At 39.4% G+C, this 26,811-nt stretch carries 23 protein-coding genes; 16 read left to right on the forward strand and 7 right to left on the reverse strand.

Going from position 1 to position 26,811, the window contains the following annotated elements; genetic code table 11:
• Positions 1 to 87 precede the first annotated feature (87 nt).
• The 4 genes from H3T57_RS01655 (at position 88) to H3T57_RS01670 (ending at position 5,054) form a co-directional block, all read left to right on the forward strand.
• Positions 88 to 2,169 (forward strand): protein-disulfide reductase DsbD, encoded by a 2,082-nt coding sequence (locus H3T57_RS01655; protein ID WP_198192811.1) that lies wholly within the window; start codon positions 88 to 90, stop codon positions 2,167 to 2,169.
• 98 nt (positions 2,170 to 2,267) lie between these two features.
• Entirely contained in the window at positions 2,268 to 3,011 is a 744-nt protein-coding gene (locus H3T57_RS01660; RefSeq protein ID WP_198192813.1) for a (Fe-S)-binding protein, read from the forward strand.
• Positions 3,008 to 4,483 (forward strand): lactate utilization protein B, encoded by a 1,476-nt coding sequence (locus H3T57_RS01665; protein ID WP_198193462.1) that lies wholly within the window; start codon positions 3,008 to 3,010, stop codon positions 4,481 to 4,483. The genes H3T57_RS01660 and H3T57_RS01665 overlap by 4 nt, the downstream gene beginning before the upstream one ends.
• Complete coding sequence (locus tag H3T57_RS01670) at positions 4,476 to 5,054, forward strand: LUD domain-containing protein (RefSeq protein ID WP_110438285.1); 579 nt, start codon at positions 4,476 to 4,478, stop codon at positions 5,052 to 5,054. Before H3T57_RS01665 ends, H3T57_RS01670 begins: the two co-directional genes overlap by 8 nt.
• A gap of 2 nt (positions 5,055 to 5,056) precedes the next feature.
• Here the strand turns inward: H3T57_RS01670 and H3T57_RS01675 are convergent, their stop codons facing one another.
• The 4 genes from H3T57_RS01675 to H3T57_RS01690 all read right to left on the reverse strand — a co-directional run bounded on the left by H3T57_RS01675 (position 5,057) and on the right by H3T57_RS01690 (position 9,553).
• A complete protein-coding gene (locus tag H3T57_RS01675; RefSeq protein ID WP_198192816.1) occupies positions 5,057 to 5,929 on the reverse strand; it encodes a hypothetical protein in 873 nt (290 codons plus the stop codon).
• A gap of 435 nt (positions 5,930 to 6,364) precedes the next feature.
• Complete coding sequence (locus H3T57_RS01680; protein WP_198192820.1) at positions 6,365 to 7,285, reverse strand: Hsp33 family molecular chaperone HslO; 921 nt, start codon at positions 7,283 to 7,285, stop codon at positions 6,365 to 6,367.
• Positions 7,286 to 7,369: 84 nt separating this feature from the next.
• Positions 7,370 to 8,353, reverse strand: a complete 984-nt coding sequence (argF, locus tag H3T57_RS01685) for an ornithine carbamoyltransferase (protein WP_122123811.1) — start codon at positions 8,351 to 8,353, stop codon at positions 7,370 to 7,372.
• Between the two features lie 9 nt (positions 8,354 to 8,362).
• Positions 8,363 to 9,553: an aspartate aminotransferase family protein gene (locus tag H3T57_RS01690; protein WP_198192821.1), complete on the reverse strand. Its 1,191-nt coding sequence runs from the start codon at positions 9,551 to 9,553 to the stop codon at positions 8,363 to 8,365.
• 118 nt (positions 9,554 to 9,671) lie between these two features.
• Between H3T57_RS01690 and H3T57_RS01695 the strand changes: the two genes are divergently transcribed.
• The 10 genes from H3T57_RS01695 (at position 9,672) to fumC (ending at position 21,392) form a co-directional block, all read left to right on the forward strand.
• Entirely contained in the window at positions 9,672 to 10,256 is a 585-nt protein-coding gene (locus H3T57_RS01695) for a regulatory protein RecX (protein WP_155567105.1), read from the forward strand.
• 6 nt (positions 10,257 to 10,262) lie between these two features.
• Positions 10,263 to 10,730: a CHAP domain-containing protein gene (locus tag H3T57_RS01700; RefSeq protein WP_232349706.1), complete on the forward strand. Its 468-nt coding sequence runs from the start codon at positions 10,263 to 10,265 to the stop codon at positions 10,728 to 10,730.
• A 165-nt stretch (positions 10,731 to 10,895) separates the two neighbouring features.
• Positions 10,896 to 11,153, forward strand: coding sequence for a twin-arginine translocase TatA/TatE family subunit (locus tag H3T57_RS01705; RefSeq protein ID WP_198192823.1), 258 nt, complete (start codon positions 10,896 to 10,898; stop codon positions 11,151 to 11,153).
• A 56-nt stretch (positions 11,154 to 11,209) separates the two neighbouring features.
• A complete protein-coding gene (locus H3T57_RS01710) occupies positions 11,210 to 12,151 on the forward strand; it encodes a bifunctional riboflavin kinase/FAD synthetase (protein ID WP_198192825.1) in 942 nt (313 codons plus the stop codon).
• Between the two features lie 116 nt (positions 12,152 to 12,267).
• A complete protein-coding gene (gene ileS, locus H3T57_RS01715) occupies positions 12,268 to 15,144 on the forward strand; it encodes an isoleucine--tRNA ligase (RefSeq protein WP_198192827.1) in 2,877 nt (958 codons plus the stop codon).
• 20 nt (positions 15,145 to 15,164) lie between these two features.
• The gene (gene lspA / locus H3T57_RS01720; protein ID WP_255549903.1) at positions 15,165 to 15,671 is read left to right on the forward strand and encodes a signal peptidase II; all 507 of its coding nucleotides are present in this window, start codon (positions 15,165 to 15,167) and stop codon (positions 15,669 to 15,671) included.
• Between the two features lie 80 nt (positions 15,672 to 15,751).
• Positions 15,752 to 16,270, forward strand: a complete 519-nt coding sequence (locus H3T57_RS01725) for a DUF3035 domain-containing protein (protein WP_230873079.1) — start codon at positions 15,752 to 15,754, stop codon at positions 16,268 to 16,270.
• A gap of 60 nt (positions 16,271 to 16,330) precedes the next feature.
• Complete coding sequence (mutL, locus tag H3T57_RS01730; RefSeq protein ID WP_198192834.1) at positions 16,331 to 18,154, forward strand: DNA mismatch repair endonuclease MutL; 1,824 nt, start codon at positions 16,331 to 16,333, stop codon at positions 18,152 to 18,154.
• 131 nt (positions 18,155 to 18,285) lie between these two features.
• Entirely contained in the window at positions 18,286 to 19,827 is a 1,542-nt protein-coding gene (locus tag H3T57_RS01735; protein ID WP_198192835.1) for an NADH-quinone oxidoreductase subunit M, read from the forward strand.
• A 119-nt stretch (positions 19,828 to 19,946) separates the two neighbouring features.
• Positions 19,947 to 21,392 (forward strand): class II fumarate hydratase, encoded by a 1,446-nt coding sequence (gene fumC / locus H3T57_RS01740; protein ID WP_198192836.1) that lies wholly within the window; start codon positions 19,947 to 19,949, stop codon positions 21,390 to 21,392.
• Positions 21,393 to 21,504: 112 nt separating this feature from the next.
• Here the strand turns inward: fumC and parE are convergent, their stop codons facing one another.
• Together parE and H3T57_RS01750 are read right to left on the reverse strand one after the other, a co-directional pair.
• A complete protein-coding gene (gene parE / locus H3T57_RS01745) occupies positions 21,505 to 23,526 on the reverse strand; it encodes a DNA topoisomerase IV subunit B (RefSeq protein ID WP_198192837.1) in 2,022 nt (673 codons plus the stop codon).
• Positions 23,527 to 23,593: 67 nt separating this feature from the next.
• Positions 23,594 to 24,151: a hypothetical protein gene (locus H3T57_RS01750; protein WP_110438271.1), complete on the reverse strand. Its 558-nt coding sequence runs from the start codon at positions 24,149 to 24,151 to the stop codon at positions 23,594 to 23,596.
• A gap of 376 nt (positions 24,152 to 24,527) precedes the next feature.
• On the opposite strand from H3T57_RS01750, the gene H3T57_RS01755 reads away from it, so the two are divergent.
• The gene (locus H3T57_RS01755) at positions 24,528 to 25,106 is read left to right on the forward strand and encodes a hypothetical protein (RefSeq protein ID WP_198192838.1); all 579 of its coding nucleotides are present in this window, start codon (positions 24,528 to 24,530) and stop codon (positions 25,104 to 25,106) included.
• Between the two features lie 21 nt (positions 25,107 to 25,127).
• Here the strand turns inward: H3T57_RS01755 and H3T57_RS01760 are convergent, their stop codons facing one another.
• On the reverse strand, positions 25,128 to 25,577 hold the full coding sequence (locus tag H3T57_RS01760; protein ID WP_110438269.1) for an Rrf2 family transcriptional regulator: 450 nt from the start codon (positions 25,575 to 25,577) through the stop codon (positions 25,128 to 25,130).
• A gap of 196 nt (positions 25,578 to 25,773) precedes the next feature.
• On the opposite strand from H3T57_RS01760, the gene cysK reads away from it, so the two are divergent.
• Complete coding sequence (gene cysK, locus H3T57_RS01765) at positions 25,774 to 26,751, forward strand: cysteine synthase A (protein WP_198192840.1); 978 nt, start codon at positions 25,774 to 25,776, stop codon at positions 26,749 to 26,751.
• Positions 26,752 to 26,811: the final 60 nt, after the last annotated feature.

Below are 26,811 nucleotides of genomic sequence, written 5' to 3' on the forward strand. Positions count from 1 at the left end.
GGTTGAGACTAGTCGATAAAATGCCTTGGTGACATGAATGATTATTAATTTTGTTTATCTCATCTTTAAGATAAAAATGGAATATTATTGACAGGGACAGGATTAAATCAAGTGCGATTCTGGATTGCTATATTATTGATTGTAATAGGGTTTAACACGCATGTTATTTGGGGTAAAGAAAGCGATAAAATCTTTAAAGCGCATGTTGAGGCAAGTATCATCAGTGCAAGCGATTTCAATGATGATGTTGATCGGTCTTTACTAGCCCTTAAAATCAAACTGGAGCAAGGGTGGCACACTTATTGGCTGAATCCGGGAGATGCGGGAGATCCTGCTTCGTTACAAGTTTCAATCAACCATGATAGAAAAATTATATTTCCAAAAATAGAATGGCCTGTTCCAAAGAGGTTGTTTGAAAAAGGTTTATTGTCTTACATATATGATGGGGAAGTTATTTTACCTTTTTATCTTCATATTCCAGAATCCTATCGTGCCAAAGATCTGCATCTTCATATCAAGGCGACGTGGTTGATTTGTGCCAATATCTGTGTTCCCGTGCAGGCCGAATTTACAATTGATCTACCAAAAGGAAAAATCAATCAGGCAAATGAAGCGATCTTGATTCAAAAATCACTGAATAATAAACCCAGGCCTTTGCAATATAATTTATTCATTACACCAAATGGAAAATTGTGGGGCAATAAAACAGCTCCTCTGTTTGATCAAGTGCAGGATGCTTGGTTTATGCCAGAAAGATCGGGATTGATTGATCAAGATCAAAAACAGCATTTTAAAATCAATCCAGAATATTTTGAATTGAAATTGCCCCTATTATCTAAAAAACCGCTTGATCAGTCCCTGGCTGGTATCTTGGCATTGAAGGATTACAATGGCAAGCTTCATTACTGGTCAATTCATCCCATAATTAAAAAGAAACCTGTCTCACATATTCTGAATCTATTTTTATTGATCAGCAGTGCCTTTCTTGGTGGGTGCCTGTTAAATTTCATGCCTTGCGTTTTTCCTGTCATTGCCATGAAATTGTTATCCTTAAGTCGTTTGGGAAATAAAAATCGTGCCTATCAATACCGGTCATGTCTGTCATACACGGCAGGGATCTTGAGCAGTTTTACGGGCATATCGCTTACATTTATAAGTCTGCGCTGGATGGGAAAACAGATAACATGGGGTTTTCAGTTTCAATCGGTTTCATTTTTGATAATTCTATGCTGGTTATTATTTATCATTGCCTTAAATCTTCTTGATGTCTTCACGATAAATTTTTCATTTTATTCAAGAACAAATTCATCCTCTTACCTTTCTGATTTTCTTACAGGTATACTTGCTGTCTTGGTTGCAACACCTTGCACCGCGCCATTTATGGGTATAGCTGTCGCAGCCGCCTTAAATAGTTCAGCCGAAAAAACTTTTTTTATATTTATAGGAATGGGATTGGGTCTATCCTTTCCCTATTTGATATTGGTTTTTATTCCAAAATTGACCCGTTTTTTACCGAGACCAGGAATATGGATGGAAATATTGAAGCAATTTTTGGCATTTCCCCTATTACTTAGTTGTGTGTGGCTGGTATGGGTAATTTATCAGCATGATCAGTCCATATCTTTATTAACTGTTTTGTTAGGCTGTGTTTTAATTGGATTTGGAGCATGGTTATTGGGCAAAAATCAGCTATTGCGATATAAAACTGCTACACGTGTATTTCAAAGGGTTTCCAGTATCACGCTTATTCTGATTTTCATTTTGTTAGGGGGTATGATCACGGAAATGAATCTTGTGCAATCCTCTAATGAAACAGTGGAAAATAGGGAATATATGGTATTTTCATTAAAGAATGTTCAGCAATTGCAGATTGATCATAAAGCTGTATTTGTTAACATGACGGCAAGTTGGTGTCTAACATGTCTCGTTAATGATAAGGTTGCCTTATCCAACCGAAAAATAAGAGACTATTTCCATCGTCATCATATTCAATATGTGATTGGTGATTGGACACATCACAATAATGATATCAGTCGTTTTCTAAAACAGTTTGGACGGGAAGGGGTTCCACTTTATATCTATTATCCTGCCTATGGAAACCCCAGGGTGTTGCCCCAAATCCTGACCCCGGATTTGGTGATAAAAAATATTGAAAATGTTAAAAATTAAAAATCGAAATAATAATTACAAGTAGTGAAACAACTCATAAAGTGATAAATTGCCATTGAAAATATAATAATTATAAATGGATATCAAGGTTTGCACAAATGAAGGTAGGGTTATTCATTCCATGTTACATGGATGCATTGGAACCTGAAGTTGGCATTTCAACTTTAAAGTTATTGGAACGTTTTGATCTGGATATTACATATCCTTTTGATCAAACCTGTTGTGGTCAACCCATGACTAATACGGGGTGTCATAAAGAGGCTGCCGCGGCTGAAACCCTGTTTGTGAGGAATTTCTCGCAATTTGATTATATCGTCATGCCATCGGGAAGCTGTACGCATCAGGTTCGTTCCAATTTTGATGCTATCGAACAGACCGATGAGGTAAAACATGTAAGAACGCATACTTATGATCTGGTTGAGTTTCTGCATGATATTCTCAAGATTGATTCTTTTCCCTGGGCGTTTTTTCCCTACAAGGTTGCCATTCATAATAATTGCAATGCATTGAGAGGATTAAGACATGCGAGCATGTCAGAATTAAGGGAACCATATTTCTCAAAACCCAGGGATTTGCTTGAAAAGGTAAGAGGAATTGAATTTGTTGAATTGACACGTCCTGATGAATGTTGTGGTTTTGGGGGAACCTTTTCAGTTTTTGAGGAGGGTGTTTCAGCAAAAATGGGTCAGGATAAGGTTATGGACCAATATAATAGCGGTGCAGAATACGTAATTTCCGCAGACAGCTCTTGTCTCATGCATCAGCAGGGATGCGCGCAACGGATGAAAATTCCCGTGAAATATGCCCATATTGCACGCGTTCTGAATGGAGATCTGCAATGAATGTCAATATTAATTCAGACGTGAATGATGCGGCGCTTCAACATGAAGTTGGCGCAAGGGGTGCGGTTGTCAAAGGTAATAAACCCATAGATCAGCTTGAAGCCGCCAATCGCTTTATCGCTGCGCAGGCCCACGAGAAAATGCATGATAACCGTTTATGGGATTTACGTAAAAAGCGTGATGCGCAAATGCATCTTATCCCAGAATGGGAGGAACTTAGACAGTTGGCTTCGGATATCAAGGAGCACACGCTTGATCATCTTGCTCATTATCTCGAAATGTTTGAAAAAAATGCCAAAGATAATGGTATTCATGTTCATTGGGCACAAAATGCTGAAGAGTGTAATTCGATTGCCATCGAGTTGATGAAAAAACGCCAGACCAAAATTTTAGTGAAAAGCAAATCCATGCTTGGGGAAGAATGTGGTTTGCGAAAGGCTGTGGAAAAGGAGGGGATCAACGTAATTGAAACGGATCTGGGTGAACGGATCCAGCAATTGGACAATGAGGATCCAAGTCATGTTGTTGTTCCGGCTGTTCATAAATCCCGTACGGATGTTTCCAGGGTTTTTACCAAAACTCTTGGGGCACAGGCGGGCAATAATGATATACATTATCTTGCCGAAACCCAGCGCGAAACAAATCGCCCCTTGATCCTGAAAGCCGAAGCTGGCATGACAGGAGGAAATTTTTTGGTTGCTGAAACGGGTGCGGTGGTTGTTTGCACGAATGAAGGGAATGCCGATCTTTCTGCCAATACACCCGGGTTGCATATTGTAACGGTCGGAATTGAAAAAATAGTTCCAGGACTTGAACATCTGGCAGTATTCATTCGTTTATTGTCACGTAGTGCGCTAGGTTCCCCAATAACACAATATACATCTTATTTCCGGGGGCCCAGACATCATGGGGGGGAAATGCATGTCATACTGGTCGATAATACGCGTTCCATCCGTTTAGCTGACAAGAAATTCAAGGCAGGCTTGAAATGTATACGCTGTGGTGCCTGTATGAACACATGTCCCGTGTTTCGTCGTAGTGGTGGATTAAGTTATGGAAGTACCTATGCAGGGCCAATTGGTTTGATACTTAGTCCGGGATACAATGCCCATAAATTTCGCAATCTTCCCTTTGCCTCAACCTTGAATGGCAGTTGTTCTAATGTCTGTCCTGTTAAAATCAATATTCATGAACAAATTTTTGAGTGGCGAGAGACATTGGCAGAAAAGGGTGAATTGTCCCTTGCAAAAAGAATATTGATGCAGGCCGCCGGGAAAATTTTGGGCAATCCGGTCCTGTATAGGGCCGCGATAAAAAATGCCGATCGGGCATTGAAATATTTCCCACATTTTATTGTTTACAATAATCTCAATAAATGGGGAAAACAGAGGGACTTGCCACCTGCACCCAAGGAGACCTTTCATAGCTGGTATGAAAAGAATTATCTGAAAAAGGAAAGCGTTAATGAATAGTCGTGATATCATTTTGGGCAAAATTCGCAAGGCCTGTGTTGATGAATATGTTAAGCCTCCTTCTGTTCCCTTGTTTCACCAGAATGATCTTGATTTGATAAAAAAATTTAAGAAAGTTTTTGAGCAGATGGGGGGTGAATTACTGGAAAATCATGCCGATAATCCTTTTGAGTCGATTTATGAAAAACTTTCAAACGCAAAGAATATCTGTTCTGTTGTTAAGGAAATAAAGGGTGATTATAATATAACGGATCAAACGCCTCCGAATAGTTTGCATGATATTGACTATGCAGTTGTCAGGGCAAGTTTTGGTGTGGCTGAAACAGGATCTGTTTGTCTTACCGAAAAAGATCTGGTTGTAAATACTTTGGGTTATTTGCCGCAACATCTGGTCGTTTTATTGAACAGCTCTGAAATCGTGGAAAACCTGCATGATGCGTATGCACGTCCGGAATGGAGGCGAAATCATTATGCAGCACTACATACAGGTCCCTCGGCCACCGCAGATATTGAAGGGGTATTGATCCATGGCGCCCAGGGTGTACGTTCATTTTCCTTGTTATTGCTTTAGATCTAGTATTTTTTGGAAATGGCTGATTGAGGCAGTGTTCCCAATACCCCAACAGGATATTTACCTTTAGTTGAAGAAACAGGTTGTGTATCATGGACTGGGGGTGCGGCAGATTCATTGTTGGGAATGCCATCAGGGAAAACAGCATTTAAATCTGCGTTTGAAGCAGAAGGTTTGTTGGTGGCAGGTGCTATAGTCCTGTGATCGGGAGGGGACATATCATGTTTTACAGCGGTTGAAGATGCCTTATCATTCAAATCCTGTGTTTTAATTGAGTCTGAAATTGGTGTGCCTGTGGCATCAACAATCCAGGGCTCCAAATGATTGCGAATTTGATATTCTAGTTCCACATTGACATCTTGCATCATTTTTTGGGTAATATCATATAAATTTGCTCGGCTATCTAAGTCTCCCTTATTATGATCAGTCTGGTATGTATGATTTGTACTGACCTGAATTGAGCCAACTTTTCTATTATTGTTGTTATAAATATCGAGACGAATATCAATTTGCCCGTAAACGGCATCATCACTGTTTTCTTGCAAAGAAGCTCGGCTGATTGTAAATATAGCCTTTCCGGATGTGCCTCTTGCTTTAAGACGATTATTAACCATGTTATTCAGGGCCATGGCGGGAGAGGTCGGGCTTAAATTGGAAATATCCCTTGGATATTGATTTGCGTTAGAATGATCCTGTATGCTTATTTGTCCAACATTCAGGAATATAGGGGTTAGGTAATCATATGTTAGTGGTGCATATTGAGTGGTATCTTTATGTGCACAAGCTGATAATATCACGACCGGACTAATCCATAAAAATGCAGATAAATAAAATTTAAATCGATATGACAACGATTTGCGTAATTCGAATGACATGATAACCCTCTGATATTTATAAATTCATTAATTGCTGGTTATGTTAAAATAGGTTAATTATACGTATATATTTAACCTGTTTATCATGATATAACTCTATTCCAAAATTTAGTCATGATAACAAATCTTTTGAAAAAAATATATCATATTACTATTCCAATTTTATGAATGATATAATTTGTTTAGAATAAAATATGACAATGATTATGATACAAGAGAGTTAAAAACTTATTTGTTGAAACAATACGAAGAATTCATAATTTTATTAGGTGTTATTTATTAAAACAGTTTTTTATCTGTTTTTTGGTCATTTAAAAATTAAAAAGTGAATATTATAATTAGTAAAAATTCTATAGAATTCACATTTGTTTATATTCAACAAATAGAAAATTTTAACATTATTTTGAATTTGCTTATTAATCGATATTATTTTTATTAGATTTCTTGACGAGAAAAAATAAAATCGTAACAGCAAAATTCGCAAGTCATGATAATTTTTCCATTTTCTGCCATGCTATCAAGTTCATCTTTGGAAAAATTGTTCAAGACCTCTTGTAACCTTGATCGGGAACAACGACAACCATAAGCGACATTTTTCGGCTTGCCAACAGAAAATTCCAAACTGTTGAAAAGACGATAAAGTAATTTTTCTGAAGCCAGATTTTTATCAAATAACTCTGAAGCTTTTAAAGTGTTGGCTAAAATACATATTGTTTCCCATTCCTTTTCATCATTTTCAGCGGCTGGCTTCAAAATGATTGAATTTTCATGGGCAATTTTTTCAAGAATTAGGCCGCCAGCTTGCCATTTATTTTGATAGCATTCGCAATATAATTGAATTAAATAGGGAAACTGCTCACTATTTTCAAAATAGTGACTGGCCATTTCTGCAAGCGTTTCTCCTGTCAGTTCAACCATTCCCTGATAATTGTCTTTTTTGTCATGTTGGTCTATGGTCAGAACGAATAATCCTTTTTTCAAAAGGGTTTTAGCTGATGCATTTTCGGTAAAATCATTTATTTTGTCTTTGTCATAACGAATATAGAAGCGTAGCTCACCTTTATGGGTACAATCAGCAACCAACATTGACACGACTCCCTCTCCCTTGATTTGCAAAGAAAAAGATCCCTCAAATTTTAATGATGAAGCCAAGCCTGCAACTAATGACAAAGCTTCACCTCCCAGTCTGGTGATACAGTATGGGTAGTTATGGCGTTCAAGAATGGAATGAGCTACAGGTCCCAAACGAATGAGCCTTCCTCTTGCCGAAGAGAAAAAAAAAGGCGTAACTCCCTTGCCGTAGGTAATATCTGGAACATTGGGTCGATCATTATTGGAACGATGAAGGTTTTTCATGGTTATCTTCTCAAAAAAAAAGCGAATAGCCGAGAAATCTTTTTTAAAAAGATAGGCTAAATATTGTCTATTTCAAGAAGGGAATTAACGGGAGCCGTAATCACGCCAATTATCACCCATCAAAGCCCAAATCAGAATGGCTTTATGTGCATGAAGACGATTTTCAGCTTCATCGAAAACAACTGATTGTTTACTTTCAAAAACCTCAGCGGTTACCTCTTCACCGATATGGGCAGGCAAGCAATGCATGAAAATGGCATCATGTGCGGCTAGTTTCATTAAATCGAGATTAACTTGATAAGGATGCAATAATTTCAAGCGTTGTTGTTTTTCAGAATCATTATCAGACATGCTAACCCAGGTATCGGTAACAATACAATCCGCATCTTTAACTGCCTTTTTTGGATCTGTGGTCAGCTGAATGTCTGCCCCCATTTCTTTGGCCCATGACAGTATGGTTTTTGAGGGCAATAAATCGGGTGGGGTGGCTAATTTAAGAGTAAAATCAAATTGTGCGGCAGCCTCAATGAAAGAATTTGCAACATTGTTACCATCGCCAACCCAGGCAATTACACGTCCCTTGATAGGACCTTTATGTTCTTCAAAGGTCATGACATCAGCCATGACTTGTCCCGGATGCGAGGCGGGAGTCAGTCCGTTAATAACGGGGACTGAACTTAATTGTGCCAATTCGGTCAAATGTTCGGTACAGCCTGTTCGAAGAACTATGCCATCCACAAATCTTGAAAGAACGCGGGCAGTGTCGGCAATGGTTTCGCCCCGGTCAATCTGCATTGTACTGGTTGATAAAACAATTGGATTACCGCCCAGTTGATGAATTCCCACCTCAAAAGATACGCGTGTACGGGTTGAAGGTTTGGAAAAGATAAGTGCGATTGAACGTCCTTTCAGAGGTTGGGCAGGATGTGAGGGATATTTTCTATCTTCCTGCATTCCTTTGATTTGAGAGGCAAGGGTGATTATATCTCTTAAATTTTGTTTACTAATATCTTTGAGTTCTAAAAAGTGTTTTATTTTTTTTGATTGAGAAATAATTGGGTTATTCATAGAAATTACTCATTGAACAGATTTCAGGTTTTTACGTAATTGCTCGGCAGCATTTCTTAACCGGTGAATACCATCCAGGCATTCCTCCTTGGTTATAATTAGGGGAGGAATTATGCGAATGACATTATTTCCTGCCAATACGGTCAGTAGATTTTGCTCTAGGGCCGCATTTTGTATCTCGTTTGCAGGAATGGCTCCCTTTAATCCCAATAAAAGACCCTTTCCGCGAACTTCAGCGTAAACATCTGGATAAATCTCGGTTAATTGTTGCAGTTGTTCCTTTAGATACAGTCCTGTTTCCCGTATATTTTTCAGGAATCTAGGTTTCAATATGATATCCATAACTGCATTTCCAGCCGCACATGCAAGAGGGTTTCCTCCAAAGGTTGATCCATGCGTTCCAAAGGTCATGTGTTTGGCGATTTTTTCCTTGGCAAGAAAAGCGCCCATAGGTACGCCCCCGGCGATACCCTTTGCCAATGAAAGAATATCAGGTTCAATATCTGTCCATTGATAGGCAAAAAATTTACCTGTTCTGCCAACTCCGCACTGAACTTCGTCAAATCCTAGGAAAAGATCATTCTCATCACAGATTTGTCGCAATGCCTTTAGAAAATCAGGAGAAATAACAGTGATTCCACTTTCGCCTTGTATGGGTTCGATCAGAAATCCTGCCGTATTCTGGTCAATGGCTTCTTTCACCAGGTCAATATCATGTATTGGAATATGTTTGATTCCAGGTATTTTAGGCCCGAAACCCTCCAGATATTTTTGATTGCCTGTCGCATTCAAAGTTGCAATAGTTCTTCCATGAAAAGCGTGATTAAAACAGATGATATCTGTTCTTTCTGGATGGTTGTTTTTATATTGGGCGCGACGAATAGCCTTTATGACTCCTTCGTTTGCCTCTGCCCCAGAGTTGCAAAAAAACACACTATCGGCAAAACTTATTGCTATTAATCTTTCGGCTAATTTTATTGCCTGAGGAATTTGGTATAAATTGGAAACATGAATGACTTTTTTTGCCTGTTCCGAAATAGCTTTACACAAAAGGGGATGATTATGACCGAGAGATGATGTTGCAATTCCAGCCCCGAAGTCCAGAAATCGTCGCCCATCAACCGTAAAAAGCCACACGCCGTTTCCATGGTCAAAGGCAAGGTCTGCACGATTATAGGTGGGCATCAAAGCGGAAATCATAATCTCTCTTGTCGATTTTATTGAAGGAAACAGACATAATTAATGATTGAGAAAAAAAAGTCAATTTATTCCTAATATAATCAAGGGTAATTGATTGGATAATGTTTAAAGGGAAGTGATGCAAATCATGTCAAACAGGATACAGCTTCCTGACTTAAAAGAGTATGCACTGAATTATCTTGCCCGTTATAATAATACCGAGGCAGGATTGGTTAAACTTTTAAGGCAGAAAGTCAATCGTTGGATTAAACAAATTCAAAAGGAGGACGATCAAGATTACGATGAAATTCTCAAGAAGGCATACGATAAGATTGATCAGATTGTCAATGAATTGAAGCAAAATGGCGGTATTAATGATGACAGATTTATTTTTTCCAAAATGCCATCCTTGATCCGTGCGGGTTGTTCCAAAAAACAAATTCAGGGACGTTTTATACAAAAGGGAATCAATCCCTCCTTAATTCAGTCCTCCTTGCAAGAATATCATGATGATCATCTTGAGCTGCTATCCGCTTTGGCCTACGCACGGAAAAGAAAGATTGGACCATTTCGTCAGCGTTTGTTAAAAAAAACAGCTGAACTGAAGGATCGTGAACAAATGATCCTTGCAAGGCGTGGATTTTCGTTTACAATCTCAAAAGAAGTTTTATCGATGACCCATGCAGAGGCAGAAGAGTGTATCAATAAAATACGTTCTTTATAGGGGAAAATGAAATCAGGATTTTTTGTTCGCGTCTTAATTATGTTTTTTGGAATTCTTCCCTTGCTGGCTGCCTGTGGAGGGGGAAGAAGCTATCATGGCTCCTTGCAATGTGCACCCTATGCCCGCAAGATCACTGGTGTTGAACTTCAGGGAGCGGCCTATAGTTGGTGGTATCAGTCAAGAGGGAAATATTATAGAACCAAAAGGCCAGAACCGGGGGCAATATTGGTTTTTCGTAAAACTTCCAGATTGCCTTATGGGCATGTTTCTGTCGTAAAAAAACTTCAGGATTCACGCACGATTATTGTTGATCATGCCAATTGGGAAGCGCAGAGAATTGATCACAAGGCGCCAATTATAGATGTTTCATCACGTAATGACTGGTCTTTGGTAAGGGTTTGGTGGGCTCCTGCGGGAAAGATCGGGATCAAGCGATATGCGACTTATGGTTTTATCATTCCCAACAAGTCGTGATCGAGGCAACAAAAAACCGCGTGATTTGCAATTTGGTGTTAAAAGTAAAATATAGTATGATAATTTTAATTAAATTATGATATTTCCTGTGTTTAAGTTAGAAAAAGTCGATTGAATTTTCCGAAAATTGTCTGCATGTGTAAGTTGTGTAAGGAATAATATATTATGGGCAGTATGAGTATTTGGCATTGGCTGATTGTATTGATTGTGGTTTTGCTGGTTTTTGGATCAGGAAAGATTTCAACATTAATGGGGGATCTGGCCAAGGGTATCAAGATTTTCAAGAAAAATATTGCCGACGATGAAATCCATTCACCACAAAGCAAGACAATTTTGCCAGATGTCGATAACAAAGGGGATACCTCTGTTTCCTTTAACGATAATAAGGAAAAAACCCCTGTATCATCCGAAACACAGAAATAAGGTTTTGTTGTTTCAGAAGAGGTTTTAGATTAATAACGAAAGAAAATTTGCCGTTTATGACGACTATCTATACAAACGGACAGGCAATTCCGCTATCAGCACGGGGTTCTGTAACAGCTTTGGGCAATTTTGACGGTGTGCATCGTGGGCACGCTTATTTATTGGAGACTTTAAAAAAACAGTTCCCAGACCGTTCTTTATCTGTAGTAACTTTTGAACCTCATCCAAGACAGCTTTTCGAAGGCAGTGAAATTTCATTTCGATTGACGAATGCAGAAGAACGAAATGCAGCCTTGTCCGCTCTGGGTGTTGAAAATATTTTTCAGATAACATTTGATCAAGAATTTGCTGCGCTAGATGCAAAGAATTTTATTCATCAAATTCTTTATAAATCATTCGGGATTTTTCATGTAGCTTGCGGTGAGGGTTTTGTATTCGGGCACAATCGTCAAGGAAATACCGATTTTTTGATTTCTGAAGCGGATAAACTGGGAATTGGCGTTACGATTGTAAAACCTTTGCAGGAAGAGGGAACTGTAATTTCTTCCAGCCTTATCCGTTCCTGTCTGAAAAATGGAAATCCTGAAAAGGCTGCCCATTATTTGGGTAGGATCTGGTGCATTCAGAATATAGTGGAGCATGGGGATAAAAGGGGCAGGACAATTGGTTTTCCAACTGCGAATTTACAGTTGGGTGAACAGGTAGAGCCCAAATGCGGGGTTTATGCGATTAAAATTCGGTTGGCCAATGGGAGAATGCACGAAGGAGTGGCCAATCTCGGATACCGTCCAACAATTGGAAAACAGACCAGAGCCTGTCTGGAAGCCCATTTGTTTGATTTTAACCAGGATATTTATGGTCAAAAGATTACTGTTTATTTGTATCATTTTATTCGTGATGAAAAACGTTTTCGTGATTTGAATGAATTGAAAAAACAAATAGCCCGGGATGCAAATAATGCGAAAGAATTTTTTAAAATAAAAAATGACTCTGTATAATTCCTTGTAAAAAAGAATTATTAATAATGATAAATTTTATTTTTTAGAAATTGGTTTTATTTTATAAAATCAAATATTGTCTTAATCTACTTTAATTTTACAGTTAGAACGAAATCATGGCTGAATCCAAATCTACCGATCTGTATAGAGATACAGTTTTTTTACCTTCAACCTCATTCCCAATGCGTGGGCGGTTACCTCAACGGGAACCTGAAATTTTGGAACGTTGGAAAAAAATAGGATTGGATGAGGCTATTATCCGGCAATCGGATCAACGGATTTTGGAAGGGAAAAAGGTCTTTACCCTGCACGATGGCCCTCCCTATGCCAATGGACATTTGCATATCGGACATGCGCTTAACAAGATTATCAAGGATGTGATTAATCGTTCCCATCGTATGAATTGTGAGGTTGTTCGATATATTCCCGGTTGGGATTGTCATGGTTTGCCCATTGAGTGGAAGGTAGAAGAGAAATATCGCAAGGCAGGTAAAAACAAGGATGATATCCCAGTATTGCAATTTCGGGCAGAATGTCGCAGCTATGCCCAAAACTGGTTGTCAATTCAATCATCCGAATTTCAGAGACTTGGGGTTCAGGCAGAGTGGGATCACCGATATGCAACAATGGATTTCAGTTCAGAGGCAGCCATTGTTGAAGAAATTGGTCGTTTTCTATTAAATGGCAGTTTATATCGTGGCCTGCGTCCGGTTATGTGGAGCCCGGTTGAAAAAACAGCTCTGGCTGAGGCCGAGATTGAATATCACGATCATACATCGACAACTATATTTGTAGCTTTTCCTTTTGTCAAAGATCCAACCCCCCAGCATTTATTGGAAAATGTCTCGGCTGTTATCTGGACAACGACTCCATGGACAATTCCTGCGAACCGAGCCATAGCTTACAATAACGATATAACCTATCAAATTATCAGTGTTAAAGCTGTTAACGCTGATTCCCACGTGTCCATTGGAGCTAATTTTCTTATTGCACAGGATTTGCTGACCTCATTTTGTGAACAGGCAGGTATTACGGAATTCAAGGAAGAGGCATCGCTTGAAGGAAACGCGTTGGCAGGTGCAGTTGCAGCGCATCCCTTGCGGGGAAAAGGCTATGATTTTGATGTCCCTTTATTAGCAGGCGAGTTCGTCACGACTGAAGCGGGAACAGGATTGGTTCATTGTGCTCCTGCACATGGTGAAGATGATTTTTATTTATGTCAGCAACATCAAATTGGTGTAACGGAACATGTTGAAGATGATGGGCGTTACGCTTCGGATGTCCCTCTATTTGCCGGTATCCATGTTTTCAAGGCGGCTGAAGCTGTCTGTGAAGAGTTAAACTTATCCAGAGATGAGGCAAGGAATGCAAACAAACCATTTACTGGTCTTGTTGCCCAATCCTCCATCGTGCATTCTTATCCTCATTCCTGGCGATCACGGGCCCCGATTATTTATCGGGCTACCCCGCAATGGTTCATAGCAATGGATGATAAGAGAAAAATTCGTGAGAATGCATTGTCAGTTCTAGAGGATGTTACATTTGTTCCCGCACAAATCCGTAACCGTTTGACCAGCATGATTGCCTCGCGTCCCGACTGGTGTATTAGCCGGCAACGTGCCTGGGGTGTGCCAATCGCCGTTTTTGTCAATAAGGCAACCCGTGAGGTTTTAAGGGATGCTGAAGTTATGCAACGGATTGTAGAAGTTTTCAAAAAAGAAGGTGCAGATGCATGGTATAATTCTTCTCCCTCGCGTTTTCTTGGTGAAAATTACAATAGTGAAGAATATGAACAGGTGTTTGATATTGTGGATGTTTGGTTTGAAAGTGGTTCAACGCATGCTTTTGTCCTAGGTAGGGACAAACTTGATTTTCCTGCGGATTTGTATTTGGAAGGTTCCGACCAGCATCGTGGTTGGTTCCAGTCATCGTTGCTAGAATGTGTGGGAACACGTGGAGTTGCACCTTACAAGGCCATTGTCACTAATGGATTTGTAATGGATGAACAGGGACGTAAAATGTCAAAATCCCTCGGTAATGTTATTGCACCCCAGAATGTCAATGATGAACTTGGTGCAGACATTTTGCGTTTATGGGTAATGAACTCTGATACGAATGAAGATCTTCGAATTGGAAAAGAGATTTTAAAACAGCAAGGTGAATTATACCGACGTTTAAGAAATACGTTACGTTGGGTTCTTGGAGGTTTGGAAGGGTTTTCAGATAAGGAAAAACTTGATTATGAAGATCTTCCTGAACTTGAGCAATGGGTTCTGCATCGTATTTATGAAATGAATCAGGTTATTCAAAAAGCTATTCATACTCATGAATGGGTTGGGGTTTATCCTGCTTTACACTATTTTTGTACAAGTGATTTGTCGGCTTTCTATTTCGATATCCGCAAGGATTCACTTTATTGTGATAAAAAAGAGAATATACGCCGTAGGGCGGTTCGAACCGTATTGGATGTTTTGCATAGATGTTTATGCACTTGGTTGGCACCGGTGTTATGCTTTACTGCAGAGGATGCATGGACTGCTCGCTTTGGTGAGAATGCGACTGTTCATTTGGAAGAATTTCCTCTCATACCTGTGAAATGGTTGAATGATGATCTGGCAAAACGTTGGATTCAATTACGTTCTATTCGTCGTATCATTACGACGGAAATTGAAAATATGCGTCGGGAAGGGATTATCAAGTCTTCGCTCCAAGCTGCTGTAGAATTGAATTTTTCAGAGAAAGAAGCCGCCTTGTTCGGTCATTATGACTGGGCTGAACTGGTTATTGTGTCCCGGGTTGATATCAATATTATACCGGGTTCGGCATCTTTATATTCAGTGGAAACCAAACAGGGTGGAGAGGGTCATGCCGCACCTCGTATTCTGGTAGCAACAGGACATAAATGTGCACGTTGCTGGAAAGTTCTCGATGAAGTGGGAGGCAATTCAAGTTATCCAGAATTGTGCTTGCGTTGCATTGATGTTGTTTCGTAATATTTGGTTTAGGGATTTTCATGAATAAAAGTTCCGTTGTCATGCAAGTTAATCATTTGAAAAAATGGTATTGGGGATTGGGAATGCTGTTTCTGATATTCTTGCTGGACCAGATCAGCAAATACTGTATTCTCAATATAGTAAATTTGCCCCAAAAAGGTTCTATTCCCGTGATTCCATTTTTCAACTTCACTATGGTATGGAACAGGGCAATTACTTTTGGCATGTTGGGTCAGTTTGGTTCATGGGGATCCGTTATTTTTTCTGTTTCCGCCTTTGTGATTGCGGCAAGTTTATTCATATGGATGATTCGTGCCCGTAAAATCTGGGTTATCATGAGTCTGGGTGCCATTGTTGGCGGAGCGTTGGGAAATATCTTAGACCGTTTGCGTTTTGGCGCAGTGGTTGATTTTATTCACTTTCATGTTGCAGGGTGGTCATGGTATGTTTTCAATGTTGCAGATAGCGCAATTGTTTGTGGTGTGATTATCTTGTTAATAGATGCTTTTTTTGGTTGGGAAGAATAGCTTAATATGATACGAAATAGATTCATATTATTAACTATTATTGCTTTTACGGATTTTGTTAAGGAATAAGACGGATGATAATGCGTAAATCAGGTTTGAAATTTTTATTGCCCATGGGATCCCTAATCGGTATTGTTGTCTTGCTTTCTGCCTGTTCCGGTCAGGATGTTTCCCGTGCATTTGGTATCAAAAGATCAATGCCTGATGAATATACCGTTACGACTCGCGCGCCTTTATCAATGCCACCTAATGATAGTTTGATGAAGCCTGATGAAAATGGAGTCAGACCTCAAGAACAGTCCATACGTCAGCAGGCATTGGAAATTCTTTCTCCCGATGTTGCCTTGGAAGGCATGAAAGATGTTCCAAGCCAGGGTCAAACCCGGTTGATTCAGGATGCCAATCAATCAGCTGATCAGGAGCGTCATAATGAGTTGGTCACGCAGAATGGTTTTGTTGACCAGGTCATGTTCTGGAAAAATGGCAAGCCTTCAGATTTGGCTGTTGACAGTGCGGCTGAAAATAAACGATTACATAATAATTTGAGTTTAGGTTTGCGTCCTGATGACGGGGCAACACCAACAACGACGCAAAAATAGGTTTTTTGACAAAAGAGGATTATAAAAAAATTTGCAATTCTCCAAGTCATTATTAGAATAATGATTATTCGCCCTTTATCCGAACATACAGTTAATTTAATTGCTGCAGGAGAAGTTATTGAGCGTCCTGCCGCCGTTGTTAAAGAACTTGTGGAAAACGCGCTTGATGCAGGGGCAGGCAGAATTGAGATCAATCTTGATAACGGTGGTATTGATCATATTCAGGTCATTGACAATGGTTGTGGAATAGAGGCTGCCGACCTGCCTCTTGCAGTTTCAAGACATTGTACTTCAAAATTGTTTGAAGATGATCTTGTAAATATTAAAACATTGGGATTTAGGGGGGAAGCTCTGCCTTCCATTGGGGCCGCCGCCCGATTAAAAATTATTTCGCGTGTCAAATCGGCGGAAAGTGCGTGGCAGATCTCGGTTGAAGGTGGTAAGATTGTAAACCCCAGTCCGGCCGCTGGTCAAATGGGAACACAAGTTGTTGTAGAAGATTTATTTTATGCGCTTCCTGCACGACGTAAATTCTTGAAAACCGCTCGAGTTGAATATAATCGGTGTGAAATGATTATACAGCGTTTGGCCATCTCTCACCCCGATGTTTCATTCACTGTCATAAAAGATGGTAAGACCGTTTTGAATCTACCGATTCAATCGCAAAAAGATCGTATTTTGGCAGTGTTTTCTGATATTCATGATGAAGAACTGATTATATTGAATTTCGATCGGGGGGATTTGAAATTATCCGGTTTCATCAGTGCTCCATCTGTAAATCGGGCAACAACAAATGGTCAAATTATGGTTGTTAATGATCGGCCTGTTGCTGATCCAGTAATGCAAATGGCTATTCGTGTTGGTTATCGTCAAGTTCTTGAAAAAGGACGTTATCCTGTCGCCGTTCTTTTTCTGCAGCTACCTTTGGATCAGGTAGATGTGAATGTACACCCTGCCAAAACTGAATTGCGTTTTGCTGACGAAGCTGCAGTTCGAGCCTTGATAATTGGTAGCATTCAAAAGAGTCTGGCTATTGGTGCGGGAGTTGCAAATGTTAATCCTGAATCTTTGCATGTTTTTCCCATCACACAATATCATCCCAAAAAAGCTTCTATTCAATATCCCACGTATCAGCAAAGAATGGGTATAAACAATAAAGAATTTATTCAAGAAGAAGATGCATGTGCCGGGGACAGTTTTGAATTGGGAGCAGGATTATCTTTCAAGGATGTTGGCGATACGTTATCAAGATTACCTGATAACAAATATCAAAAAACAACAGCAACCTTACCTTTGGGATATGCCGTGGCACAAATTTTCAAAACGTATATTGTTGCGGTAACAGAACATGAAGAATTTGTCATTGTTGATCAGCATGCAGCTCATGAACGTTTAACTCATGAGGCATTACGTCAACAGTATTTAGAGGCTGGAATACAAACACAGTCTTTACTTATACCGGAAGCAATTGAATTATCTGCTGTTCATTATCGTTGTCTTATGGGTTTTAAGGACAGTTTGGCCGATCTGGGAATAGAAATAGAATCTTTTGGTGAAAAAACGATTCTGGTCAGGGCTCTGCCACAACTTTTGGGAAGCATTTCCGCACAGTCGCTTTTGATTGATCTTGCCGAAGAATTGCAGGATAAAGAACAGATGTCGGTTAATGATATTGAATCTGTCCATACCCAACTTGATGCTATTCTTGCCAGAATGGCATGTCATAACAGTGTAAGGGCAGGCCGCTCTTTGAATGAGGAAGAGATGAATGCCCTTTTACGTCAGATGGAGGCCACTCCAAGGGCAGGAACCTGTTCACATGGAAGACCGACATGGCTGAAATGGAGCAAAAAAGATATGGAAAAATTATTTCATCGCTCTTAATAAATTGATATTAAGGAAAAATTAATTTTAAGTAATATTGACAAAAATAAAAACTTTCTGGGCAATATGGTCAGAAAGTTGTATATAATCGAACAATTGTTACGTTTAAATAGATTAAAAAAGAGAATACCGTGCATTCAGTACTGCTTACATTAGTAACGTATTTGCCTTTGCTTGGGGCTTTGGTCATCTTTCTTATGCGTGGATCCTTTGAAGAGGTTGCACGCACTTCCCGTTGGATTGCTTTATGGACAAGTATCATAACATTTGGTCTGTCAATTGTTATGTGGAGTGAATTTCATCCTCGACACGATGGATATCAATTTGAAATTCAAAATTCATGGATTTCGGGATTTGGTGTTTCCTATCATGTTGGCGTGGATGGGATCAGTTTATTTTTTATTATCCTATCAACTTTATTGACCCTGATTGGAATAATGGCCGCATGGCAGATGATCACGGATCGTATCCGTGATTATATGGTTGCTATTCTGGTGTTGGAAACGACATTGGTTGGCCTGTTTTCCGCCCTAGATATGGTTGTATTTTACTGTTTTTATGAAGCGACCCTGCTGCCAAGCAGCATGTTAATTGGAATCTGGGGAGGTCCGAAACGGATTTTTGCCTCTTTGCAATTCTTTCTATTCACGTTTGCTGGTTCTTTATTTATGATGATTGGGATTTTGTGGATATGGGTGAATACAGGTACCACGGATATTCCCGTTTTAATGCACGCATCTTTCTCACCTGCTGTCCAGGGGTGGTTATTGCTGGGTTTTATCCTCGCGTTTGGAGTCAAATTGCCTCTCTTTCCTCTGCATGCCTGGTTACCAGCCGCATATGTTGAGGGTCCGGCGTCGACTACCTTGCTGGTTTCTGGCGTCATGTCTAAGGCAGGCGCCTATGGATTATTAAGATTTTGTGTTTTAATGTTGCCTGAGGCATCTCACCGTTATGCAATGCTGATTATGGGATTGGGTATATGTGCGATTATTTATGGTGCAATAATCGCTTATAAACAAACAGATATTAAACGGATTATAGCCTATTCATCATTTTCTCATATGGGTCTTATTGCCATAGGATTTTTCTCTCTGACACCAGAGGGAATTGATGGCGCCCTATTACAGGTTCTTACTCATGGGGTAACAATTGCGGCACTTTTTTTATGTGTTGCCGCTGTCACCTATCGTATTGGTACAAGAGATATCGAGGCGTTTGGAGGTATCGCTAGTAAAATGCCCAAACTGGCCTTGCTTGGAATGATCTTTATCATGGCCAATGTTGGACTGCCTGGTACGGGTTCGTTTGTGGGTGAATTGCTGGTCATGATTGGAGTTTTACATATATCATTCTGGGTTGCTTTCCTGGGAGGATCAAGCATGATATTAGGTGCTGTTTATATGCTGGTCATGTATCGCAATGTCATATTTGGAAAAATTGTTAATCCGGTTATCAATTCAATTCGGGATCTAAACGCAAGAGAAATGACAATCTTGGTACCATTGGCCGTAATTATCCTGTGGGTGGGGATTTATCCAAACAGTTTCTTATCGGTTTTTAATCCGGTAGTGACTGCCTTTACAAATTCAGACCGTATAGCAGAATTGATGAATCATGGTCATATTGTGGCCGATAATATTAATAATATGCACAGTATTTCTGTTCGCTAAGATTTGATAGTCTAAGCGAATATATTTGATTAATACCCACGTTGCCTCTCTTGGCTTATGCGTGGGTTTTTTTTATGATTTATAGTGATTATTTTAATAATTTTTTTAAAAGGTAAATTATGATCAAATCTGTTTCTTGCAAAGTGGCAATTGGAATTGATAAAAAAGGATTGCGTCAAGAAAGTGATTCAATGGGAAAAATAGAGGTCCCTGCGGATCGTTATTGGGGAGCACAGACTGAACGTTCCTTGCATCATTTCAATATTGGTGGGGATGTCATGCCGCGTGAGGTCTATCATGCCTACGGTATTGTTAAACATGCCGCCGCAGAGGTGAATTGTGAAGCGGGCCGTTTGGATGAAACGAAGGCAAAAGCAATCATTCAGGCTGCTGAAGAGGCAGCCAAGGGTGCGCTTGATGATCATTTCCCGCTTTGTGTCTGGCAAACGGGTTCAGGTACACAAACCAATATGAATGTAAATGAGGTGCTTGCCAATCGGGCCATTCAGCTTTTAGGGGGGGAGATCGGTTCCAAAAAACCTGTTCATCCCAATGATCATGTGAATATGGGACAGTCTTCCAATGATAGTTTCCCGACAGCTATGCATGTCGCTATGGTAATGGAATTGGAAAGGCATCTTTTTCCAGAATTACAAAAATTACATAATGCCATTGAGAATAAAGCTAAGGAATGGATGGATGTTGTAAAGATCGGTCGTACCCATTTACAGGATGCAGTTCCTTTAACCGTTGGTCAAGAATGGTCTGGTTGGGCTGCTCAATTAAAGGAAAGTTTACATCGTTTAAAATCGGTAGAGAAAGAATTGTTTGAACTGGCTGCAGGTGGAACAGCTGTTGGAACAGGATTGAATGCGCCAAAAGGTTTCTCCAAGGCGATTGCTAAAAAAATTGCTCAAATCACCAGCTATCCTTTTGTAACAGCGCCCAACAAGTTTGCCTCCTTGGGTGGACTTGACGCTATGGTGGCCACGATGTCTGCGTTACGTGGCGTTGCGGTTGTTCTATTAAAAATAGCAAATGATACTCGTTGGCTCGCTTCAGGACCACGATGTGGACTTGGAGAACTTCATTTGCCTGAAAATGAACCGGGGTCGTCAATTATGCCTGGAAAGGTCAATCCGACTCAATGTGAGGCAATGATCATGGTTTGCATGCAGGTCATGGGTCTTGATGCTGCCGTTGCCTTTGCTGGCTCACAGGGTAATTTGCAGTTAAATGTAACGCGTCCGCTGGTTATCATGAATACGCTACACGCCAGCCGATTGTTAAGGGATGCAGCTAAAGCCTTTCGTGAATTTTCAGTCGAAGGGACAACATTAAATAATGCGCGTATTCAAAAATATATTGATAATTCATTAATGCTTGTTACAGCTCTGGCACCTGTCGTTGGATATGATGGAGCGGCGAGAATTGCACATATGGGGGATGTTGAAGGATTAAGTCTTAAAGAGGCGGCTTTAAAATCGGGATTGATTGATGAAAAGCAGTTTGACGAGCATGTAAAACCTCGGTTGATGGCTGGACATGGTGTTGAAGGTGCCTAAATAAAAAGATTTAATTTTCTAGGCATCGATAAAATGTTTTAACAACGAATAGAAAGGAATTTAATAATTCCTTTCCATGGCAGATAAAACGAATATTTATAATATAATTGAATTAAATATCCAGTAAATCAACAGAACCGGCATGCTCCTGTATAAATTGGAAGCGCATTTCTGATTTTCTTCCCATTAAATCAGAAACACGTGTTTCCGTGATTTCTTTTTCATCATGAGGAATGATGACTTTCAATAGGATACGGTGTTTGGGATCCATTGTCGTTTCCTTTAAATCCTTGGGTGGCATTTCACCCAAACCTTTAAAACGAGAAACTTCAATTTTACCTTTTTTTTGGTTCAACCTTGATAAATTACGGTCTTTATCCTTATCATCCATGGCATAAATAATTTTATCTCCTTGGCTAAGACGGTATAAGGGTGGTTGAGCTAGATAAATTTTTTCTTGAAGAATAAGTTCTGGAAGTTCTTGATAGAAAAAAGTCATCAATAAAGAAGCAATATGCGCACCATCAACATCCGCATCTGTCATGATAATGATGCGACCATAGCGTAGTTTATCGATATCAAATGCGGAACCTATGCCACAACCTAAGGCTTCTATTAAATCTTTTAATTCCTGATTATTATTTAATTTTTGATTGGAAGCACTTGCAACATTAAGAATTTTACCTCTCAAAGGTAAAATTGCCTGAGTTTCGCGGTTACGGGCTTGTTTGGCCGATCCTCCAGCAGAATCTCCCTCTACGATAAAGATTTCTGTTTGATTGGTATTAGAACTTGTGCAATCGGTCAGCTTACCTGGTAATCTTAAACGTTTTGTTGCGCTTTTTCTTACTGTTTCCCGGTTTTCTTTACGTTGTAAACGTTCTTCAGCTTTATCAAGAAGGAAAGAGAAAAGTTGATCTGCCTGATTTGGATCGGCTGCCAACCAGTGATCAAAACGATCCCGTAGTGCGGTTTCAACAAGTTTGGTTGTATTTTTTGAGCTTAGTTTCTCTTTTGTTTGTCCCTGGAACTCTGGATCCCGAATAAAGATGGACAATTTTGCTACAAGAGATCCCAGCATATCATCAGAAGTGATGATTGAGGATCTTCTATTGGACCGGTTTTCACCCCATGTCCGAATTCCTTTTAACAGGGCATTTTTAAAGCCCTGTTCATGGGTTCCACCCAATGGCGTCGGTATGGTATTACAAAACGATGCCAAACAGCTTTCACCTTTTTCCAGCCATGCCAAAGACCATTCAATTTTGCCTGTATTTTCACCTTTTGAATCATTGGGTAAATTGACGTCACCGGACCATATAGGACAGATCAACTGGTCCGAGTCGGTTTCTTCTTTCAAACTGTCTTCAAGTCCATTAGCAAAATGCAGGATTGTCTCCCTTGGAATATCAGTGTTATTCACTAATTCAGGATCACACGACCAGTTTAGGGTGACACCTTTATAAAGAAACGCCTTGGAGCGACACAGTTTATACAACTGTTTCGGTGAAAATTGCAGTTTGCCAAATATTTCGATGTCAGGAATAAAACTGATTTGGGTTCCTCTGCGATTTTGTATATAACCACATTCAATTAATGGAGTAATCGGTAATCCGCGTTCATAGGTTTGTTTCCACAGCATCTTATCACGGGCAATTTCGATTTCCATCCAAGAAGATAGGGCATTGACAACAGAAGATCCAACTCCATGAAGACCCCCAGCAGTATTATAGACTTTATTGGAAAATTTCCCTCCTGCATGAAGCGTGGTTAGAATTACTTCCAGGGCTGATTTATTTTTAAATTTTGGATGAGGGTCAACAGGAATTCCGCGTCCATTATCGCGAATGGTTAATTTGTTATCCTGTTCAAGTTTTATGTGAATGGTGTTTGCAAAACCGCCAACGACCTCATCCATGGCATTATCCAATATTTCAGCTGCCATGTGGTGCAGGGCGTTTTCATCCGTACCACCAATATACATACCAGGTCGCTTTCTGACAGGCTCCAAACCTTCAAGAACCTCTATGTCTTTGGCGTTATAATCGCTGGTAACAGATTTTATCCCTTTTACATTTTTCTTGTCTGCAAAATGGGTTTTAGAAGAATTGTTTGAAGAAAATAAATCGCTCATATAAGTGTATTTCGCATAAAAACACGTTTTTACAAAATGTTTTCTTCATGACTCTTAAATTTTGAGATTATTTTTTGTGAACAGCCGCTTTGCGTGTGATTCGTCTTTTTCTAACGACTTTGCCTTTTTTATGTGTTGCAGGTGCCTGACAGATTTCATAAGATGCTGGTTGGAGAATATCTTTTGCCTCTGCATATTGAGACAATTCACTTGCCGTTTTCAATGGTTTGATTTCATCAAACATGGACATTCTTTGAATGCAGAAAATTGTTCCCGCTTTAAGTCCCTGAGAGGATTGTACGTTGGCTAGCTGTGTTATGTAATCATCATATGCTTTTTGATATGCCTTTCCTGAGCGTTTTCCGTAACTTGACCGGAAATACCCCTTCAATTTAACTTCCTCACTGCTAACAATCGGGCGGAATTGATTGATAAAGGCGTTATATTGATTTTGAGCCTGACATGAAAGGGCTGTCACCATTAATTCGCTTTTCAAGCCTTCTATATTAAAAGCTTCGTGAGAAGGGGAATTATTGCAAGTGGCCGTTGAAGCCCATGATGGATTCGAAAACATTCCCGCAGCGATTAATCCAGAGAAGAGAAAACGTTTAACTAATAGAGACATTGAGTGCTCCAAATCGGATATGAACTAAAAAGATTGGTTGGGTAGTTAAAAGAATATTGGATTTATTCTATAAAAGTTTATTGCAGTTGTATATGACATTATTAAATCGGATATAACAGGAATTGTACATAATGCAATAGTTTATATTCACATTTTGCAATAATAAACGAAAATAAAAATACTAAAATTCATCTAAAATATCATAAAGTTATTGGTGATTTTGTTTTTATCTGGTAGTGATCTTTGTAAGTGGATGTGTAATTGATACAAAAGGTAGGTATAAATTCTTACATCTTTTTTACCAATCCGGGTTTAAACTAATATTCTCATCAAGTTTGTAATTGTAAACTGCCAAGTTATAGGTAGGATTTAATAAATGGAGGCTAGTTTCGTGCGTTTGCGTTCATCTTTTATTTTGGCTTCATTGGGAATTGCTTTGGCAGCTTGTCAACATAATCAGCAACCAGTGGCCCAACCCGATAGGGAGGCTGCCAATCCTTTTAAATATTCAAAAAAATCATCTGTTTGTCAAATAACACCTATAGTCAAAGAAGCGGATGGAAGTTGGAAAACGACGATGACAGTCCGCAGCGATGATGGTCAATGTGAATTCAATATTGTGCAACCTGACTCCAAAAACAACTTCATCTCTTTTGGTATTGCAACTGTTCCTGAACATGGCAAGACATTTGTTTATAATTATGATAAAAGAACCTATATAAGATACACGCCATCTTTGGCATATGCAGGAACAGATAGATTCATTGTGAATCTTTTACATCAGGATGGGGGCAATAAAACGGTTTTGTCAGTAGATGTAACAGTAGACAATACAGGTGTTCAGATTCCTAAACCCGCTATAGAACCCGCAAACAAAAATACGACCTCTCGAAAAAAGGTAACACGTCATAGAGCTGTCTCCCATCATCGAAAAACCGTAAGAAAAGCTAAATGATGATTTGAATTTACCATTACGTTAAATAGTAAAATTAATAGCTGTGGGACGAGGACGCTTCATTCCTTTTTCCTCGGCTTTTCTGATGAGATCTTGCATCGTTATTGAAGCTATTTCCTTCATGATTTTTTGATCAATAGATTGCCATAATGGTTTGATAACTTGTTGAAAAAGTGGAAACGTAAATTCTTCATATTTTTCTTTTTCATCAACCGAAATGGCCTTAATGATATCAGCGATTGAAAGTAGTCTTTTTGGTTTAGCCAGATGATACCCACCTCGTGGTCCACGAGTACTTTCCAAGATTGAAGCTCTGGATAAAAGTTGTAAAATCGGTTCAATACTTCTTTTTGGTAGTTTTGTCCTTGAAGAAATGTCAGAAGCACTTACGGTATTATTGTGACTTGAGTAAAAGGCGATATCTGTTACAATAAGAATAGCGATAATGGCACGATCTTGTCTTAAGAGCATTAAATATTTTTCCTAAGGTTTTAAAGAAATATTTAGTTAATTTAAAATTTATATCCTAATATTAATAGTATATAATAATTATTTAAGATGAAAAATAGTATTTTTTATAAACAAAATCTGTGATGTGGAAATATTTTGCATAAATAGGTTATTTATAGCGATTATTATCCTTAATCAACGAGTAATGGGAATTGTTATGACAAAAAATAATCGTTTTGGGTTGGCACAGCCTAGAGGTAAAATTTATAATTCTTTGATTGATACAATTGGTGGGACACCGCTTGTAAGGCTAGGAAATCTAGTAAAGCAGGATAATATCGAAGCTGATATTTTATTAAAGCTAGAATTTTTTAACCCTTTATCTTCAGTCAAGGATCGAATTGCCGCCGCGATGGTATATCAGGCGGAAGAAGAAGGGATTATTAGTCCTCATAAAAGTGTACTAGTTGAACCAACATCAGGCAATACAGGAATTGGCTTGGCATTTATAGCGGCAGCGAAAGGTTATCGGCTGATCGTTACAATGCCTGAAAAGGCATCGATTGAGCGTCGAAAAATGATGCGTTTTCTTGATGCGCAGGTTGAACTGACCCCAGGTCATCTGGGAATGGCTGGGGCAATTGCTCGAGCAAAAGAAATTGTAGAAAATACACCTCATGCCTGGATGCCAAAACAATTTGAAAATCCCGTGAATCCACTTGTCCATGAGTATACCACTGCGGAAGAAATCTGGCAGGATACGCAAGGAAAAGTCGATATTGTTGTTGCCGGTATCGGAACAGGTGGAACCATTACAGGAATTGCCAGAGGATTGAAGAAACATAATCCAAAGGTGGAGATATTTGGTGTTGAACCTGCAGAAAGTGCTGTTCTTAACGGAGAGGAGCCTGGTCCTCATGGTATTCAGGGTATAGGGGCAGGATTTAAACCAGGTATTTTGGATACCGATTTACTTAAACAGGTTCTGATGGTTTCAGAAAGTGACGCTCTTGCCACGTCAAGACGCGTTGCTCGATTGGATGGTATTCCTGTGGGTATTTCTTCAGGTGCAGCTCTGTTTGCGAGTATTCAGTTGGCAGCCCGTAAAGAAAACAAAGGTAAAGTCATTGTAACGATTGTTCCTTCATTTGCGGAACGTTATCTATCAACACCTTTGTTCAATGGATTGGTTTAAATCCTTATTTAAAATCGTATCGTAAGGGAAATCCGGAATATGTGATATTCCCTCCACGAT

Source organism: Commensalibacter sp. W6292M3 (assembly GCF_016101315.1).
In the GTDB taxonomy this organism is placed as follows: Bacteria; Pseudomonadota; Alphaproteobacteria; order Acetobacterales; family Acetobacteraceae; genus Commensalibacter; species Commensalibacter melissae.

Coding starts and splice junctions, on each gene's coding strand:
- H3T57_RS01660 (WP_198192813.1), top strand. CDS start 2,268: ATGAAGGTAGGGTTATTCATTCCATGTTACATGGATGCATTGGAACCT.
- H3T57_RS01665 (WP_198193462.1), top strand. CDS start 3,008: ATGAATGTCAATATTAATTCAGACGTGAATGATGCGGCGCTTCAACAT.
- H3T57_RS01670 (WP_110438285.1), top strand. CDS start 4,476: ATGAATAGTCGTGATATCATTTTGGGCAAAATTCGCAAGGCCTGTGTT.
- H3T57_RS01675 (WP_198192816.1), bottom strand. CDS start 5,929: ATGTCATTCGAATTACGCAAATCGTTGTCATATCGATTTAAATTTTAT.
- H3T57_RS01680 (WP_198192820.1), bottom strand. CDS start 7,285: ATGAAAAACCTTCATCGTTCCAATAATGATCGACCCAATGTTCCAGAT.
- argF (WP_122123811.1), bottom strand. CDS start 8,353: ATGAATAACCCAATTATTTCTCAATCAAAAAAAATAAAACACTTTTTA.
- H3T57_RS01690 (WP_198192821.1), bottom strand. CDS start 9,553: ATGATTTCCGCTTTGATGCCCACCTATAATCGTGCAGACCTTGCCTTT.
- H3T57_RS01695 (WP_155567105.1), top strand. CDS start 9,672: ATGCAAATCATGTCAAACAGGATACAGCTTCCTGACTTAAAAGAGTAT.
- H3T57_RS01700 (WP_232349706.1), top strand. CDS start 10,263: ATGAAATCAGGATTTTTTGTTCGCGTCTTAATTATGTTTTTTGGAATT.
- H3T57_RS01705 (WP_198192823.1), top strand. CDS start 10,896: ATGGGCAGTATGAGTATTTGGCATTGGCTGATTGTATTGATTGTGGTT.
- H3T57_RS01710 (WP_198192825.1), top strand. CDS start 11,210: ATGACGACTATCTATACAAACGGACAGGCAATTCCGCTATCAGCACGG.
- ileS (WP_198192827.1), top strand. CDS start 12,268: ATGGCTGAATCCAAATCTACCGATCTGTATAGAGATACAGTTTTTTTA.
- lspA (WP_255549903.1), top strand. CDS start 15,165: ATGAATAAAAGTTCCGTTGTCATGCAAGTTAATCATTTGAAAAAATGG.
- H3T57_RS01725 (WP_230873079.1), top strand. CDS start 15,752: ATGCGTAAATCAGGTTTGAAATTTTTATTGCCCATGGGATCCCTAATC.
- mutL (WP_198192834.1), top strand. CDS start 16,331: ATGATTATTCGCCCTTTATCCGAACATACAGTTAATTTAATTGCTGCA.
- fumC (WP_198192836.1), top strand. CDS start 19,947: ATGATCAAATCTGTTTCTTGCAAAGTGGCAATTGGAATTGATAAAAAA.
- parE (WP_198192837.1), bottom strand. CDS start 23,526: ATGAGCGATTTATTTTCTTCAAACAATTCTTCTAAAACCCATTTTGCA.
- H3T57_RS01750 (WP_110438271.1), bottom strand. CDS start 24,151: ATGTCTCTATTAGTTAAACGTTTTCTCTTCTCTGGATTAATCGCTGCG.
- H3T57_RS01755 (WP_198192838.1), top strand. CDS start 24,528: ATGGAGGCTAGTTTCGTGCGTTTGCGTTCATCTTTTATTTTGGCTTCA.
- H3T57_RS01760 (WP_110438269.1), bottom strand. CDS start 25,577: ATGCTCTTAAGACAAGATCGTGCCATTATCGCTATTCTTATTGTAACA.
- cysK (WP_198192840.1), top strand. CDS start 25,774: ATGACAAAAAATAATCGTTTTGGGTTGGCACAGCCTAGAGGTAAAATT.